Raw genomic sequence first — 16109 nt, forward strand, 5'->3', positions numbered from 1 at the left:
TCTGTTTTAATTTAATTTACTCTTTGTGAGCTTCTATTAACTGAATTTCCTCGTCATCGTCTTCATCATCATAACCATCTTTTGCCGGGCCGCTCACTCTTTCTTGTAAAGTCTGGAAAATGATAAATAAAACCGGAATAACAAATACTCCTAAAATGGTTCCAATTAACATTCCTCCTACTGCTCCAGTACCGATAGATTTGTTCCCCACAGCTCCTGCTCCAGTTGCAAACATCAACGGAACAAGTCCTAAAATAAAGGCGAATGAAGTCATCAAAATTGGTCGTAAACGTGCCACGGCTCCTTCAATAGCAGCTTGTACAATTGGCAGACCTTTTCGTCTTCTGTCCAAAGCAAATTCGACAATCAAAATACCGTTCTTGGCCAAAAGTCCAATTAACATGATTAAGGAAATCTGCAGGTAAATGTTACTGTTCAGTTTAAAAATAATCGAGAATAAATAAGCTCCGGCTAACCCAAACGGAATCGAGAATAATACCGCAAATGGTAAAATATAACTTTCGTATTGGGCACTTAATAAGAAATAAACGAAAACCAAACACAAAATAAAGATGAAAATCGTTTCACTTCCAGAGGCTAATTCCTCACGTGTTAATCCTGAAAACTCATATCCATAACCTGCCGGAAGGTCTTCTGCTGCCACTTCCTGAATTGCTTTAATCGCATCACCGGAACTAAATCCAGGATTTGGTGCTCCTGTAATAGCAATAGAAGAGAAAAGGTTAAATCTTGAAATAGATTCCGGCCCAAAAACTCTGGTCATTTTTACAAATTCTGTAATTGGCGCCATGTTTCCGGCACTGTTTCTAATAAAGATTTTGTTAAGTCCTTCTGTATTCGTACGGAATTCCGGAGAAGCCTGAATCATAACACGGTATTGTTTTCCGAATTTATTAAAGTTCGAAGCATACAATCCGCCATAATATCCCTGCATTGTTGATAAAATTGAATTTATCGAAACTCCTGCATCTTTGGCTTTTGCCAAATTAATATCCATCATATATTGAGGGAAACCAGGATTAAACGGCGTTGTTGCGTATTGTATTTCTGGACGTTTTGATAATTTTTCTAAAAACTCCGTATTCACTTTAAAGAATTCAGCAGTTGTGTGTCCGCCTTTATCCTGAAGCTGGAATTCAAATCCACCACTTTGTCCAAAACCTTGAATTGTGGGTGGTGAAATAAAGAAAATATTAGCTTCACGAATACCGCTTGTTTTAGCAAAAAGCTGTCCGATAACGTCATTCACACTCAACTCACGCTGATCCCAAGGATATAATTTTACAATAACCATACTGTAAGCACTTCCCGCTCCAGCCGTAAAGTTCTGCCCCACAATACGAAGCGTGTTTTTTACTCCCGGAATAGTTTTGGCAATACTGTCTACTTTCTTCGCAATTACATCAGAACGTTCCATCGAAGCCGATGGCGGTAAACTAATATTAGCAAAAACAGTTCCCTGATCTTCTGCAGGAACGAAAGCAGACGGCGTGGTTTTCATCATATAAAATAAACTCGCACCAGCAATAACAATAGCGGCTAATACAATCCATTTTTTAACTGAAAGGAAACTTACCGAACGCTTGTATCTTTCTGTTACATTTTCAAATGCAACGTTAAACGACGTATAAAATCTTTGTAAATAACTTTTATGTTTATGATCGTCTGCGTGTGGTTTTAAAAGCAAAGCACACAAAGCCGGGCTTAAAGTCAAAGCGTTTACTGCCGAAAGAATAATCGCAACAGCCAGCGTGATACCAAATTGTTTGTAGAAAACCCCTGTTGATCCGTTGATAAAAGTAACCGGAATAAATACTGCCGCCATTACCAATGTAATCGAAATAATGGCTCCCGAAATTTCGCTCATCGCATCAATCGTAGCTTTCTTAGCTGATTTATAACCGTGATCGAGTTTAGCGTGCACCGCCTCGACGACCACAATCGCATCATCGACCACAATACCAATGGCAAGTACCATTGCAAAAAGTGTTAATAAATTAATCGTAAATCCGAATAAACTCAGGAAGAAAAATGTTCCTACAATCGCAACCGGAACCGCAATTGCCGGAATTAAAGTAGATCTAAAATCCTGAAGGAAAATAAATACTACGATGAAAACCAAGATAAAAGCTTCGATCAAAGTATGAATTACTTTTTCGATAGAAGCATCTAAGTTTTCGTTAACGTCAACCAGAATCGTGTATTTTACTCCTTTTGGAAAACTCTTCGCTGCTTCTTCAATCAATTTTTTAGAATTGTTGATTACGTCACGCGCATTCGATCCCGGCGTCTGGCTGATCGCCATCGCTGCCGATTCTACACCGTTTGTTTTAATCGTTGAAGCATAACTTAAAGATCCTAACTCAACTTTAGCGACATCTTTAAGGCGAAGCATTTGTCCGTTTCCAACAGATTTTATAACAATATTCTCAAATTCCTGAGCGCTTGTTAAACGCCCTTTGTATTTAATTACATATTGAAAAGCCTGATTTCCGTTTTCACCAAATTTACCCGGTGCTGCTTCGATATTTTGTTCTGCCAAAGCAGCCGAAATATCGCTCGGAATCAGTTTATATTGCTGCATTACGTCTGGTTTCAGCCAAATTCTCATCGAATAATCTTTGGCACCAAAAACAGTTACATCTCCTACTCCAACTACACGCTGAATTTGTGGTACAAGGTTGATCTTCGCATAATTTTGAAGGAATGTCTGATCGTAAGCTTTATCTTCACTGTATAAAGAGAAAATTAATAAGTTACTACTCTGGCTCTTGGTTACCGTAACCCCAGCCTGAGTTACCTCTACTGGTAGTAAACTTGTTGCTCTTGAAACCCTGTTTTGAACGTTTACCGCTGCTAAATCAGGATTTGTTCCTACTTTAAAGAAAATTTTAATCGATGCATTTCCATCATTTGTTGCTGAAGAAGTCATGTAGGTCATGTTTTCTACACCATTAATTTGCTCTTCAAGCGGAATTACAATACTTTTTAATACCACATCTGCATTGGCACCCGTATAACTTGCCGATACGTTTACCGTTGGCGGCGCAATATCCGGATACTGAGAAATAGGTAACTCAATTAGGCCCAGAACACCTAAAATGACAATAATAACAGATATTACTGTCGAGAGTACAGGTCTTTGTATAAATTTTTTAAACATTTCTTTTATTTTAAATCGGCGTATACTGTTTCTGCTTTTTGATTTTGAGCTTTAATCTCGCTTCCTTCTTTTAAAGCAGCAACTCCTTCTAATACAATTTCGTCACCAGCTTTTAAACCGCTTGTTACTACATAATAATTATTAGTTGTGTTTTCAAGTACCGTGATATTGACATTTTTAGTTTTATTGTCTTTTCCTAAAACAACTGCGAAAATTTTATCCTGAAGTTCAAAAGTTGCGCTTTGAGGAACTATGATTACATCTTTAACGTCATTCGGAATTCTAACTGTTGTGCTGCTTCCGCTTCTGATAACTCCTCTTGGATTTGGGAAACGAGCTCTGATATTTACCGTTCCGGTTTCCGTATTAATTAATCCGTTTACGGTTTCGATTTTTCCTTTTTGATCGTATGCAGAACCATCTGAAAGCAATAAAGAAACTGCCGGAAGACTTTTAATTTTTTGATTTAATGAAGCTCCGGAATCTTTAGTAAAATTCAAAAGTGCTTTTTCATTTAAAGCAAAATAAGCATATACATTTCCAATGCTCGAAACTGTAGTTAAAGGTTCTGTTGTATTAGAACTTACCAAACTTCCTAAACGAAATGGGATTGAACCTACAACGCCGTCAACCGGACTTGTTACAGTTGTATATCCTAAATTGGTTTTAGCATTTACTAAAGCGGCGTTTGCCTGAGCTAAAGAAGCCACAGCAGATTCATAAGTATATTGTGCTGATTCTAAATCGTATTTGCTTATAATTCCTTTTTCAACCAATGGCCTTACTTTGTTTACAGCCAGTTTTGCTGCACTTAAATCGGCCTGAGCACTTTTAATACTGGCAGATGCTGTACGAACTTGCTGCTCATATTCTGGCGCGCTTATTTTAAATAATGGCTGCCCTGCTTTTACAACTGCTCCTTCATCAACAAAGATTTTATCGATGTATCCTTCAACTCTAGGTCGGATTTCTATATTCTGCTGTCCCTGAATACTGGCTGGGTAATCGCTGTTTAATGTAGCAGATTCCGGCTGTAAAGTCAGCGTTTTATACTCTTTAACCTGCGGTGCGCCTCCGGCCTGAGCCGATTTATCATTTTTACCGCAAGATGCGATAATAACTGATGCTGCGAGAATGCTTAAAAATGATTGCTTATTCATTTGAAATAATATCTAATTATCGATTATATGACAACAAAAGAAATAAAATATAACAAGCAAAAATTTTGAAATAGACGGAGAGCAAATGACAATCGATAAAGATAGCCTGACACACGATGGGATTTTTCAAAAGTTAAACAAGCGTTTAATTCCTAAACTCATCGGCTCAAAAATGGTTTTTAAGGACTGTAATTCTGTTTTTAGCGATTGGTTCAAAATCGCATTTAAATAAAGAGTAATATTGTCAAAAAAAGATAAAATTCGAAATGGCACCAAAAATATACAGACCATATTATTTTACCGGACTTCATATTCTGAGCTGGGTATTATTGGGATTTATCATGTTGTTTTACATGCCTTTAACCTGGAATGTAATACTTCCCGGTGTGTTTTGGATTTGGCAGATCGTTGTATTGGTTTTACTAATTATCATTTTTTATTCTAATGCCAAAATCATAGTTCCAAAAACCATTATAAAAGACAATACTTCTCCGTTTTTGATTTGGGCTTTTCTCACCGTTTTTGCCATGCAGGTTATTGCTTATTTTTATACTTCTCAAACCGATCTTCACAATAAAATCAGTTTAGTTTTAGGGTTTAAAAAATACCGAAATCCATATTTTGACAATTATGTATTAATGCTCACTTTATTGGTTTTAGGAATCAGCACGAGCTGGGCAATGTTACAGCATTGGCAGAAAGCCGCACAGCACAAACAAAAACTGGAACAGGATAAAACGATGGCCGAACTGGCAATGTTGAAAGCGCAGATTAATCCGCATTTTTTCTTTAATTCCCTAAACAGTATTTATTCGCTTACGTATACAAATATTGAAGATTCGAGAAATGCGCTTCATACGTTAAGCCGAATGATGCGCTACTTACTTTATAGTACCGAAGAAACAACGACATTGCTGAAAGAAGCTGAGTTTATGAGAGATTTTATCTCGCTGATGAAACTTCGTGCAAACAAAAAATTAACGATTACAACCGATATTCCGGAAAAGATACACGATTACCCAATTGTTCCGATGTTATTACTACCTTTAGTAGAAAATGCTTTTAAACACGGCATTCATGCTACGGATAAAAGTGAAATTTATATTTCGCTGAGACAAGACGGAAGTAATCTTGAATTTGAGGTAAAAAACACCTATTTCGAAAAAACAGCAACGACTGATGAAGGCGGAATTGGTTTAACGAATACAAAACGCAGACTTCATTTAATTTACCCAAATAAACATACGCTGACAGCCGGCATTGGTAAAAACGGAATGTATGATGTAAAACTGCAAATAAACTTAGAGTAATGACAACATTAAAATGTATAGCAGTAGATGATGAACCTCTCGCATTAAGACTTGTCGAAACTTTTATCGAACAAACTCCTTTTTTACAATTAATGGCAAGCTGTGATAATGCTGTTGAAGCCATGAGTATAATTCGGGAAAAACAGCCAGATCTTGTTTTTCTGGATATCAATATGCCTAATTTAACGGGAATGGAACTGGCGAGACTTTTGCAGGAACAGCCGGGTTTAGTGCCAAAAATCGTTTTTACAACAGCTTACAATCATTATGCTATTGAAGGTTATAAAGTAAATGCAGTCGATTATCTTTTAAAACCTTTTAGTTATGAGGAATTTCTGCGCGCTGCAAATAAAGTATTGCAAATAACAGAAGAAGCTTCAAACAACTTCCAGACGGTTGCTGCAGATGACGAATTTATTTTCTTAAAAGTAGAATATCAATGGGTACGTATTCCGCTTAAAGAAATTTTATATATCGAAAGTTTAAAAGATTATGTAAAAGTACATCTTGATGATTCTCAAAAAGGAGTGCTTTCGCTGATATCTTTAAAAGCTTTAGAAGAAAAACTACCATCGGCAAAATTTATGCGCGTTCATCGTTCGTTTATTGTTTCTCTTGACAAAATAAACGCTATTACCAAAAATTCAATTTTCATTGGAAAAACGGAAATTACGGTGGGCGAACAATACAAGGAAACATTTAAAACGATTGTCGATAAATGGCTGAAATAATATTGAAAATTAAAATATCATGCAAAAAAGATCCAACAAATATTATCTAACCCTAAGCTTAAAAGAATATGCCAACGGCGACACGCATCCGGCAAAAGAACTGGGAATAGAATTCGATAATCACGACGAAATTTTCGGAATCATCCAAAAAATAAAGGACAAAAATATATTCGAAAATCCGCATGAAGCCACACAATTTGCACTTGGCTTAAAATTGTTCAGCGAAATAAAACTGAAACACCGAAATAATCCTTTATTTGATGAATTGAATGAAGTGTTTCCAGTTTTTATGAAGAAGTTGAAAAGTCTTTAAACCGAAGTTTTCAGTCGCAGTCACAGTTTTCAGTTTCTCCAGCTAAAACTATTCACTAAGGAATATTCATAATTCATAATCAACAATTAACTTTTTATTCCCTAATTTAGTTATCCCAAAAAATCAAGATCATGGATAACAAAATAACCAAAGAAGATATCAGTCAGGAAGTATTTGATTTGTATGATGATTATGCTCATAATAAAATTAACCGAAGACAGTTTGTAGAAAAACTTTCCATATTTGCGGTGGGTTCGCTTACACTTCCGTCACTTTTAAGTTTTATGACGCCCAATTATGTCGACAGTATTTTGGTGCAGCCAACAGATCCTAGATTAAAAACGGGCTACATCAACTACGATTCTCCAAAAGGCGGCGGTTCTATAAAAGGGCTTTTATCGCAGCCCGCTGAAACCAAAAAGAAATTATCCGGAATAATTGTGGTTCACGAAAACCGCGGACTTAATCCGTATATTGAAGATGTGGGAAGAAGAGCTGCAATTGAAGGATTTATTACTCTTGCACCAGATGCCTTGTCGCCATTAGGCGGTTATCCCGGCAATGACGACGAAGGTCGAGAACTGCAAAAGAAACGTACCAGAGAAGAAATGCTCGAAGACTTTATTGCTGCTTACGAATATCTTAAAGCGCACCCAGATTGTAACGGTTATATTGGCGTTGTCGGGTTTTGTTTTGGTGGATGGATTTCGAATATGATGGCAGTAAAAATTCCCGATTTAAAAGCAGCAGTTCCGTATTACGGCGGACAGCCAACAAAAGAAGAAGCTGAAAAAATAAAGACTCCTATCCTATTGCATTACGCAGGTTTAGATACGCGTGTAAACGAAGGCTGGCCGGCATTTCAGGAAGTTTTAAATAAAAATAAAGTCGAAAATACCGTTTATTTTTATCCAAATGTAAATCACGGTTTTCATAACAATACAACGCCAAGATACGATGAAGCAGCGGCAACGCTGTCGTGGACGAGAACTATCGATTTTTTTAAAATAAAACTGAAAAAATAAACGAGAAGTTTCTACAATGACAAAAACTAAACCATCAGTTTATTTCTATATTCCAAAACAAGTGACTTTACTTGATTTGAGCGGTGTTGTCGAAGTGTTTCAGGAAGCTCGTGATTTGGGTTTGGATTATCAATTGATATTTATCAGCGGGCAATCTTCTGTAAGTTCAAATTCTGGTTTAGAACTTTCTTCATTAATTCATTTTACAAAAGTTAGTCCGCAGAAAGAAGATATTATTTTTATTTCCGGATTTAGCACGCGTGCTTTACATGCAATTTCTGATGATCCTGATTTTTTTGACTGGCTGCATAAAGCAAATCAAAATCAAATTACAATTTGCAGTGTTTGTACCGGAGCCTTTCTTTTGGCAAAATCCGGTCTTTTAGATTATAGAGAATGTACCACGCATTGGAAATTTGTTGAAAAACTTAAAACTGATTTTCCTCTTGTAAAAATACAAAAAAATACACTTTATACGAAGTCTGAAAACATTTACACAAGTGCTGGAATTATTACCGGAATTGATTTGGCTTTGTTTCTGATTGAAGAAAGACACGGCAAAGAAACGGCATTAAAAATAGCCAAAGAACTCGTAGTTTATAAAAGAAGAAACGGAACGGAAGAACAGGAAAGCGTTTATTTACAATATCGAAATCATCGTGACGAAAAAATCCATACCATTCAGGATTGGATTATTTACAATTTAGAAAAAACTTCGACCATAGAATTTTTAGCTGAATTAGTTTATGTAAGCCCAAGAAATCTAACCCGAATTTTTAAAAAAGAAACTGGCCTTACAATTGCTGATTACCGAACCAAATTAAGAATTGAAAAAGCAAAAAGTCTTCTCGCTAATTCTGATTATAAAATAGAACATATTGCCCATTTATGCGGTTACAAAACTTCTAAACAATTAAAAATTGTACTGCATCAAAATAGCGATACTTTAAGTTCTTCCATCAAAAAATTGTTGTCCTAAACCGACTATTGTTTGTCCTTTTTCTGCATTTAGTTCCAAAGTACATTTGCAATCTAATCAAATAGATAAACAAATGAAACTTAGAGACAAAAATCCCACTTTGATCATAATTGATGTGCAAAAAGGTTTTAATGAAGAAGACTTTTGGGGCGGCAACCGAAACAATAAAGATGCTGAAACTAAAATTGCACAGATTCTTGAAAAATGGAGAACGCTGCAATTACCCATTTTTCACATTGTGCACAGTTCTGTACATCCAAATTCAAAATTACATCCTTCTAATCCCGGATTTGAAATTAAAGACGAAGCAAAACCAATTGGCAATGAACCAGTAATTACAAAAAATGTAAACAGCGCTTTTATTGGCACAGATTTAAAAGAAAGACTGGACTCGCAAAACATTACCGATCTTGTTATTGTGGGTTTAACTACAAATCATTGTGTTTCTACAACAACACGAATGGCAGGTAATTATGGTTATGAAACTTTATTAATTGCCGATGCCACAGCCACGTTTGACCGAATAGGAATAAATGGAGAAAAATTCGATTCTGAATTAATTCATCAAACTACTTTAGCCAGTCTGCATAAGGAATTTGCAGAAGTAATTACGACTGAAAAACTATTGGAATTAGTATAAAATAATTGCAGCTTTTAAACCAGTTTAGCATTATAAATCAAAAAACTGGATCATTTTTTAGTTAGGATGCCTACCTAAGTTTGTCGTGACGATAATGTCCTAACAAAAAATCAAAAAAATGAAAAAAGCAATTTTAGCAGTAGTACTCGTTATTACCCTGCAAGCCGCAGCGCAGGAAACAAAAGCACCGCACGGTTATACGTACGGAACTAAAGAAGTGGCAAAATCACCGTTTACACTTGAAGAATTAAAACTTTTAGAACAATCTTTACTTTTTTCTGAAGAAGATGTAAAGTATTTACAAATGAGTCACGATATTCTTGAAGGTCAAACAGATGCCATTCTGGATGTTTGGTACGGATTTGTGGGATCGACTCCGCAATTGGTTTACTTTTTTGGAAACACAAAAACCGGAAAACCAGACGGAGAATATTTAGCAAAAGTAAGAGGTCGTTTTAAAATGTGGATTCTTCAAACAGCTGAAGCAAAATACAATCAGGACTGGCTTAACTATCAATATGAAATTGGTTTAAGACATTACACCACCAAGAAAAACAAAACAGATAACGTTACTTCTGTTCCTGTGATCAATTATCGTTATATTCCGGCTTTAACCATTCCGGTTACAACGACGCTAAAACCATTTTTGGCAAAAACCGGAGCAAGTGCCGCCGATGTTGATAAAATGTATAATGCCTGGGTAAAAAGTGTTTTAATGCAAAGTATACTTTGGGGTCAGCCTTACATGAAAAAAGGCGAATTTTAAAACAAAAAACAGCCAAAACTAATGATCAGTTCTGGCTGTTTTTTTATTTACTGCACGACAAAATTATTGTAAATTTGGTCTATCCACAAAATGCATTTTTAATTTAAACTACTAGTCCAGATGTTAAGACCTTGGCAATTTGAAATCCACTTAGATAAAAAATCAGACAAAGCGCTTTACCTGCAAATTGCTGATGCGATTATCAATGCGGTAAAATCAGGTAAACTGACCAGCGGAAATGCTTTGCCCGGAAGCCGACAACTTGCTGGACTATTAAATGTGAACAGAAATACGGTAATTGAAGCTTTAGATGTTTTAATTGCCGAAGGCTGGCTGATTACAATGGACCGAAAAGGAACATTTATTGCCGATATTCTTCCTGAAATCAGCCCAAATAAAAAAGCAGAAACACAAGTCAATATTGCAGTCGAAAATCAGAAACCGCATCTTATTTTTGATGACGGACTTCCCGACAGCCGCCTCGCTCCTATGAACGATCTGGCACGTGCTTATCGTGAAATTTTCAACAGAAAATCGCGCTGGCAGATTATGGGTTACAGCAATGAACTTGGGAATATCGAATTTCGAAAAGCGATCGTACAAATGCTGAATTTTAAACGCGGAATGAATGTTTCTTTGGATGAAATCTGCATTACACGCGGCAGTCAAATGGCGATGTATCTGGCGGCGCATTGTTTATTATCAAAAGGAGATTATGTTATAATTGAAAATCCCGGTTATAAACCTGCGTGGGAAGCGTTTGAAAATGCCGGTGCAAGTCTGCTTCCGGTTAGTGTTACCAAAGATGGTTTAGATTTAGATGAAGTCGAAAATCATCTTAAAAAACATTCTTCTGTAAAAGCGATTTATGTAACGCCTCATCACCAGTTTCCAACTACGGTTACGATGAGTTTGAAGAAAAGATTAAAACTTATTGAACTTTCGAATCAATACGGATTTACGATTATTGAAGACGATTATGATAATGAGTTTCATTTCGGACAACGTCCAATATTGCCCATTTCGAGTTACAACAATGCTAAAAACTTTATTTATATTGGGACTTTAAGTAAAATTGTGGCTCCGGCTTTGCGAATTGGTTATGTGGCAAGTTCATCTCAAAATATTGAAAAAATAGCCAATCACCGCAGAATAATTGATGTTCAGGGTGATAATATTATGGAAGAAGCAGTTCTACATCTTATTAATGAGGGAAAAATCAAAAGGCATCTTAAAAAAACAAACCTCATATACAAAGCCAAAAGAGATCATTTTGAAAGTCTTTGCAAACTTCATTTAAAAGATAAAATTACTTTTATTAAACCAGAAGGCGGTTTGGCATTTTGGATTGTTCCGAATAAAATTATCGATACTCAAAAAGTCTGCACCGAATTGCTTTCTAAAGGAATCAAAATTATGATTCCTGAAAAATTCAGTTTTGGCACTCCAATAAATGGATTTCGATTAGGATATGCATCACTTACCGAAGAACAAATGGAAGAAGGAATAAAAGCACTTTCGAAATATTTATAAACGAACTGGTTTGTGATCGTTACAATCTAATCTGATATCTTTTGTTTCTAATTGAATGTCCATTAATCGGCAATAATTATTCCCGTTTTGCTGTACAAAATAACCGCAATTGTGACACGTACTCTGAACATTTATAACTTGTAAATAGTGCAATTGTTCAATTACAGAACTAAGATTTTTCCACAAAACCAATTTCTCCTTTTCGGGTACTATTTTTACCAAATCAAATAAAGGATTTGTAAAATCTTCGGTTACCAAAACCATTTCTAAACCTTTTGCCGTGAGTTCGATTGTAGAGCTTCTGGAATCATTCGCATTAACAGTTTTTGTAATGTATTCTTTTTGTTCCAAAATTTTGATTGTATCGCTAATCGTAGCTTTTGTCAAATGGAATTCTTTCGCCAGATAACTTACTGTTGCTTTATTTTTGGTGTGATGTTTTATAAATATCAAAACCTGAATCTGTATTGGACTCAAATCGTGTTTTTTTGCTTTTTCCCACAACAAAACTCTGAAAACCTGAGACAAGCGCTCAAATCCTGCTGTAATTTTTCCGTCTAAACTATTGTTCTGCGTTTCTAAATCGAAGATATTTTTCATAATTATAACAAATAAAATAGACTGAAAGTCCCCACACTTTCAGTCTATGAATTAATAATTCTAAACGAAAAATTAATAACAGTTTTCCATTTCAATAATCGAAAAACCGTCTTTAAGAATTTGATTTTCTATATCTGCAGGCGCTTTGTCAATATGACAAAATCTGCATTCTTTTGAGGTCAAAGGCTGACCTTCTTGTAAAACTGTTTTAAGGTATGCTTTTCCATATTCAAAAACCTGATTTGCATCATCCGTAGTTTCATCTACTAAAATATCAAAATGCATTATTTTACCGTCTTTTCGGGTTACATAAGTATCCCATACTGCTACTTTCATCTTATTTTTATTTTTTTATTTGTTGTGTTGTTATTTTTAAACACATAGGGACATAGTTTTTAAAGCGTAGTAAAGGCGTTTCACTTGTTTAAACAAACATAGCTATGTGTTAGAAACTAGTTTCTTTTTGCAATCTTTTTAAAAGAAAAAATCTATGTTTCTATGTGTTAAAAATTAAATTCCTTGTTTTGTTTTAAGTATATTATTTTCTCTAATAAGTCAACTTTGTCAAAGTTTAAAACTTTGACAAAGTTTGAGGACTATTTGTATTTACCCAACCACTTCTTCCATAGAAGCACCAAAATTAATGTGCAATACATTTCCGTTTGGCGTTACCAAAGCCGGAACTGATTTTATACCAGCCTTCTGAGCTTCAGCAATTCGAGATCTGTCTTCTCCGATGTTTACTACTTCAACATCTTTTACTAAATTTAAAATGTCGTGTTCTGCGCTTACGCAAACTGGACAACCTGCATGATAAAAAATTGATTTACTCATTTTGATTTGATTTTAATTTGACTTCATTGCCGAGACAAAATTAGGCAGGATACCTAACCATTAAATAATCCAGTTTTGTCATTTCTGAGCATTTTCTGGTCTGGTTCTTCAAATAATCTGGACTAGTTTATATAGAAAAAACTGGATATTTTTTACATTCCACGATTGCGATACCTTTGTCGGTATGAAAGAGGATATTATTTTTAATTTGAAACAGGTTCACGATCGTATTGAAAATGCCTGTAAAGTTTCGGGCAGAGATGTTTCTGATGTGCAATTATTATTGGCAACCAAAACTGTTCCTGCGGAGAGAATACGAATTGCAATCGAAGCCGGAGAAAACCTGATTGGTGAGAATAAAATGCAGGAATTCAGAGATAAAGATTCTGAATTAAAAGATTTAAAAATAGAACGTCATTTTATTGGTCATCTACAAACCAATAAAGTCAAAGATGTTTTGAAATATGTAAGCTGTATTCAATCTCTGGACCGATTAAGTCTTGCGGAAGAATTACACAAACAGCTTTTAAAAGAAAACCGAAATCTTGATGTTTTTATTCAGGTTAATACTTCGTTTGAAGAAAGTAAATTTGGATTGCCACCAACGGAAGTTGTTTCTTTTATTAAAGAAATCAGAAAATATGATGCTTTAAAAATCAAAGGATTAATGACGATTGGGTTATTAGATGTGGAGAAAGAAAAAATGCGTCCGTCGCTACGTTTACTGAGAGAAATAAGAGATGAAATTTACGATGCAAAAATAGATGGAATAACGAATTTAAAACTTTCAATGGGAATGTCTCAGGATTTAGAATTGGCTATTGCCGAAGGTTCCAACATGGTGCGAATTGGAACTTCTATTTTTGGAAACCGTTTTTTAGGGAAAGAAATCTGGAACGAAAATATTGCAGAATAAAACTTAATTTTGCACGAAATAAAATCTCAAATGAATCTGTACGAACTTGTTGTAAACGATACTGAAAAAATTGCGCTGGACGATCTGCTTTTTAGCGAAGAGAATAAATCTGCGTTGCTTCAAACCATAAAAGAGCATAAATATATTGAGGAATTAAAAAAGTACAACCTTAAAGTTGACAATAAAATCCTGCTTCACGGGCATTCCGGCTGCGGAAAAACTACAACTGCAAAAGCTATTGCAACGGCATTAAATAAAAGTATTGTTATTATCAACCTGAGTACTTTAATTAATGCTAAAATTGGTGAAACGTCTAAAAATGTAAAAGCGATTTTTGACAAAGCAATTCGCGAAAAAGCTGTTTTATTTCTGGATGAATTTGATCAAATTGGAAAAAGCCGTGAAAGCGATGACAAAGATGTTGCCGAAATGAGACGTTTGGTAAATACGATTATTCAGTTAATTGATTATTTACCTACGGACAGTTTACTGATTTGTGCAACGAATTTTTACAACAGTATTGATACGGCTTTGCTTCGAAGATTTCAAATTAAACTAAAATTTGAAATGCCAAACAAAAAAGAACTGGATATTTATTACGATAAATTATTAGCTGATTTTCCGGTTCATTTTCAGGATATTCCACGTAAATATGATATTTCTTATGCTGAAGCAAAAGATTATATTCAAACCATAATGAAAAGACAAATTATTGCTGAATTAGAATTGAAAGAACAAAAACTCAGCGAAACAATTGCATAAAAAAACGCCTCATATTCTGAGGCGTTTTTTAAACAAATTAAATTCTCGTAATTAAGCTTTTGCTTTTCTTTTTACTGTACAGCCAATTTCTTTAGTCTGTGTTACAGCTGGTTTTTGACCACTTTTTAAAGATGCAATTACATCTTCTGCATATTTTACCTTCTCCGTTTTTGTTCCTTCCGGATCGTTGTCAATTGCTCCAACATATTCTACAACATTTCCTTTTGCTGTTTTAGAAACGATAAAAATGTGAGGTGTACGTTTTGCTCCGTATTCATCTGTAATTTTTTGTCCTGCATCAAATAAATATGGGAAAGGATATTTTTTCTCTTTTGCCAAATCCTGCATTTTATTGAAAGTATCTGCTGTTGAAGCTTCCGGATCGTTTGGATTAATGGCAATTACCGGATACCCCTGCGATTTGAATTTTTTATCTAAATCGATGATTCTTTGCTCATAACCTACAGCGTATGGACATGTATTACAAGTAAAAACAACGATATAACCTTTTGCATTTGGAAAACTTCCAAAAGAAACTTCTTTATTGTCTACATTTTTTAACTTAAAATCCGGTGCGGTATCTCCGGCTTTAAGAGTTGTTCCAGTTTGTGCCTGCGCTAAAAAGGCAGAAAGTGCCAATGCGAATAATAGAATTATTTTTTTCATGGTTTACGGTTTTACAGTTTTTTATATTCAGTTAATAATTGTTCATAGGTAAATTCACTTTCTACAAATTTTCGTTTATCATCTTTGATAAAAAGTGTTGCGGGAATACTTCCTGACCAGCTTGGATCAATTCGGTCGATAAATTCCTGCGGGCTGCTTTCGTTTAAAAGAAATACTTCATTTTTAAGTTTTTTTCTTTTCACAAAAGGAACGACATTCGAACTTAATTTCGATTTGAAATCAAGGCTTACTAATAAAACGGCCAATTTTTCGGATTTGTGTTCTGCGCTGAGTTTTTCGAAATGCGGCAGTTCTTTAATGCAGGGTGCGCACCAGGTTGCCCAAAAATTCACTACATATGTGCTGTCTTTTCCATTTTTGATTCTTTCATTAAGCTGATTGATATTTAACAGCTTCACGTTCTGACTATAAGCTGAAATTGAAAAAACACCAAATAGAAATACATACAAAAAAGACTTGATTTTCATGAGGTACAGTGCTTTAGGATTAATTTGTGCCTTACAAATATAAACTAATGAAATCTTACTTTTTGTTAATGAAAATTTAATGCAGGAAAAAAATTGCCACGAAGGCGCAAAGGCGCAAAGTTTTATTTCTCAAAACAAAAAAAATGTTCCATAGGAACATTTTTTTGATAGATTTTTTTTATATCGATCCGTACGAACGTTT

17 protein-coding genes are annotated in these 16109 nt (G+C 34.9%); 10 read left to right on the forward strand and 7 right to left on the reverse strand.

The genetic code is table 11. From position 1 onward, the window contains the following. Positions 1-16: 16 nt before the first annotated feature. Both FLAPXU55_RS03740 and FLAPXU55_RS03745 read right to left on the reverse strand, forming a co-directional pair. A complete protein-coding gene (locus FLAPXU55_RS03740) occupies positions 17-3184 on the reverse strand; it encodes an efflux RND transporter permease subunit (RefSeq protein ID WP_180856639.1) in 3168 nt (1055 codons plus the stop codon). A gap of 5 nt (positions 3185-3189) precedes the next feature. Beyond that, a complete protein-coding gene (locus FLAPXU55_RS03745; RefSeq protein WP_180856640.1) occupies positions 3190-4344 on the reverse strand; it encodes an efflux RND transporter periplasmic adaptor subunit in 1155 nt (384 codons plus the stop codon). A 266-nt stretch (positions 4345-4610) separates the two neighbouring features. On the opposite strand from FLAPXU55_RS03745, the gene FLAPXU55_RS03750 reads away from it, so the two are divergent. The 8 genes from FLAPXU55_RS03750 (at position 4611) to pdxR (ending at position 11641) form a co-directional block, all read left to right on the forward strand. Further along, positions 4611-5654, forward strand: a complete 1044-nt coding sequence (locus tag FLAPXU55_RS03750; RefSeq protein WP_180856641.1) for a sensor histidine kinase — start codon at positions 4611-4613, stop codon at positions 5652-5654. After that, entirely contained in the window at positions 5654-6385 is a 732-nt protein-coding gene (locus FLAPXU55_RS03755; protein WP_053471907.1) for a LytR/AlgR family response regulator transcription factor, read from the forward strand. The genes FLAPXU55_RS03750 and FLAPXU55_RS03755 overlap by 1 nt, the downstream gene beginning before the upstream one ends. Positions 6386-6404: 19 nt before the next feature. After that, a complete protein-coding gene (locus FLAPXU55_RS03760) occupies positions 6405-6698 on the forward strand; it encodes a DUF3861 family protein (RefSeq protein WP_053471908.1) in 294 nt (97 codons plus the stop codon). 131 nt (positions 6699-6829) lie between these two features. Next, a complete protein-coding gene (locus FLAPXU55_RS03765; protein WP_180856642.1) occupies positions 6830-7723 on the forward strand; it encodes a dienelactone hydrolase family protein in 894 nt (297 codons plus the stop codon). Between the two features lie 16 nt (positions 7724-7739). Further along, positions 7740-8702, forward strand: a complete 963-nt coding sequence (locus FLAPXU55_RS03770; RefSeq protein ID WP_180856643.1) for a GlxA family transcriptional regulator — start codon at positions 7740-7742, stop codon at positions 8700-8702. 73 nt (positions 8703-8775) lie between these two features. Beyond that, positions 8776-9342, forward strand: coding sequence for a cysteine hydrolase family protein (locus tag FLAPXU55_RS03775; protein ID WP_180856644.1), 567 nt, complete (start codon positions 8776-8778; stop codon positions 9340-9342). Positions 9343-9460: 118 nt separating this feature from the next. After that, entirely contained in the window at positions 9461-10108 is a 648-nt protein-coding gene (locus FLAPXU55_RS03780; protein WP_180856645.1) for a protoglobin domain-containing protein, read from the forward strand. Between the two features lie 120 nt (positions 10109-10228). After that, positions 10229-11641: a MocR-like pyridoxine biosynthesis transcription factor PdxR gene (gene pdxR, locus FLAPXU55_RS03785; protein WP_180856646.1), complete on the forward strand. Its 1413-nt coding sequence runs from the start codon at positions 10229-10231 to the stop codon at positions 11639-11641. On the opposite strand, the gene FLAPXU55_RS03790 is transcribed toward pdxR, so the two are convergent. The 3 genes from FLAPXU55_RS03790 to FLAPXU55_RS03800 form a co-directional block, all read right to left on the reverse strand. After that, a complete protein-coding gene (locus FLAPXU55_RS03790; protein ID WP_180856647.1) occupies positions 11636-12241 on the reverse strand; it encodes a MarR family winged helix-turn-helix transcriptional regulator in 606 nt (201 codons plus the stop codon). The two genes, pdxR and FLAPXU55_RS03790, sit on opposite strands and share 6 nt — an antisense overlap. A gap of 72 nt (positions 12242-12313) precedes the next feature. Then, a complete protein-coding gene (locus FLAPXU55_RS03795; protein WP_180856648.1) occupies positions 12314-12577 on the reverse strand; it encodes a DUF2024 family protein in 264 nt (87 codons plus the stop codon). Between the two features lie 270 nt (positions 12578-12847). Beyond that, complete coding sequence (locus FLAPXU55_RS03800; protein WP_180856649.1) at positions 12848-13075, reverse strand: thioredoxin family protein; 228 nt, start codon at positions 13073-13075, stop codon at positions 12848-12850. Positions 13076-13259: 184 nt separating this feature from the next. On the opposite strand from FLAPXU55_RS03800, the gene FLAPXU55_RS03805 reads away from it, so the two are divergent. Next, positions 13260-13991 (forward strand): YggS family pyridoxal phosphate-dependent enzyme, encoded by a 732-nt coding sequence (locus FLAPXU55_RS03805; protein WP_180856650.1) that lies wholly within the window; start codon positions 13260-13262, stop codon positions 13989-13991. A gap of 30 nt (positions 13992-14021) precedes the next feature. Then, entirely contained in the window at positions 14022-14753 is a 732-nt protein-coding gene (locus FLAPXU55_RS03810; RefSeq protein WP_180856651.1) for an AAA family ATPase, read from the forward strand. Positions 14754-14804: 51 nt separating this feature from the next. Here FLAPXU55_RS03810 and FLAPXU55_RS03815 read toward each other — a convergent pair whose 3' ends face one another. Both FLAPXU55_RS03815 and FLAPXU55_RS03820 read right to left on the reverse strand, forming a co-directional pair. Further along, a complete protein-coding gene (locus FLAPXU55_RS03815; RefSeq protein WP_180856652.1) occupies positions 14805-15419 on the reverse strand; it encodes a thioredoxin family protein in 615 nt (204 codons plus the stop codon). An 11-nt stretch (positions 15420-15430) separates the two neighbouring features. Further along, complete coding sequence (locus tag FLAPXU55_RS03820) at positions 15431-15907, reverse strand: TlpA family protein disulfide reductase (RefSeq protein ID WP_180856653.1); 477 nt, start codon at positions 15905-15907, stop codon at positions 15431-15433. Positions 15908-16109: the final 202 nt, after the last annotated feature.

Source organism: Flavobacterium panici (assembly GCF_903819335.1).
Lineage (GTDB): Bacteria > Bacteroidota > Bacteroidia > Flavobacteriales > Flavobacteriaceae > Flavobacterium > Flavobacterium panici.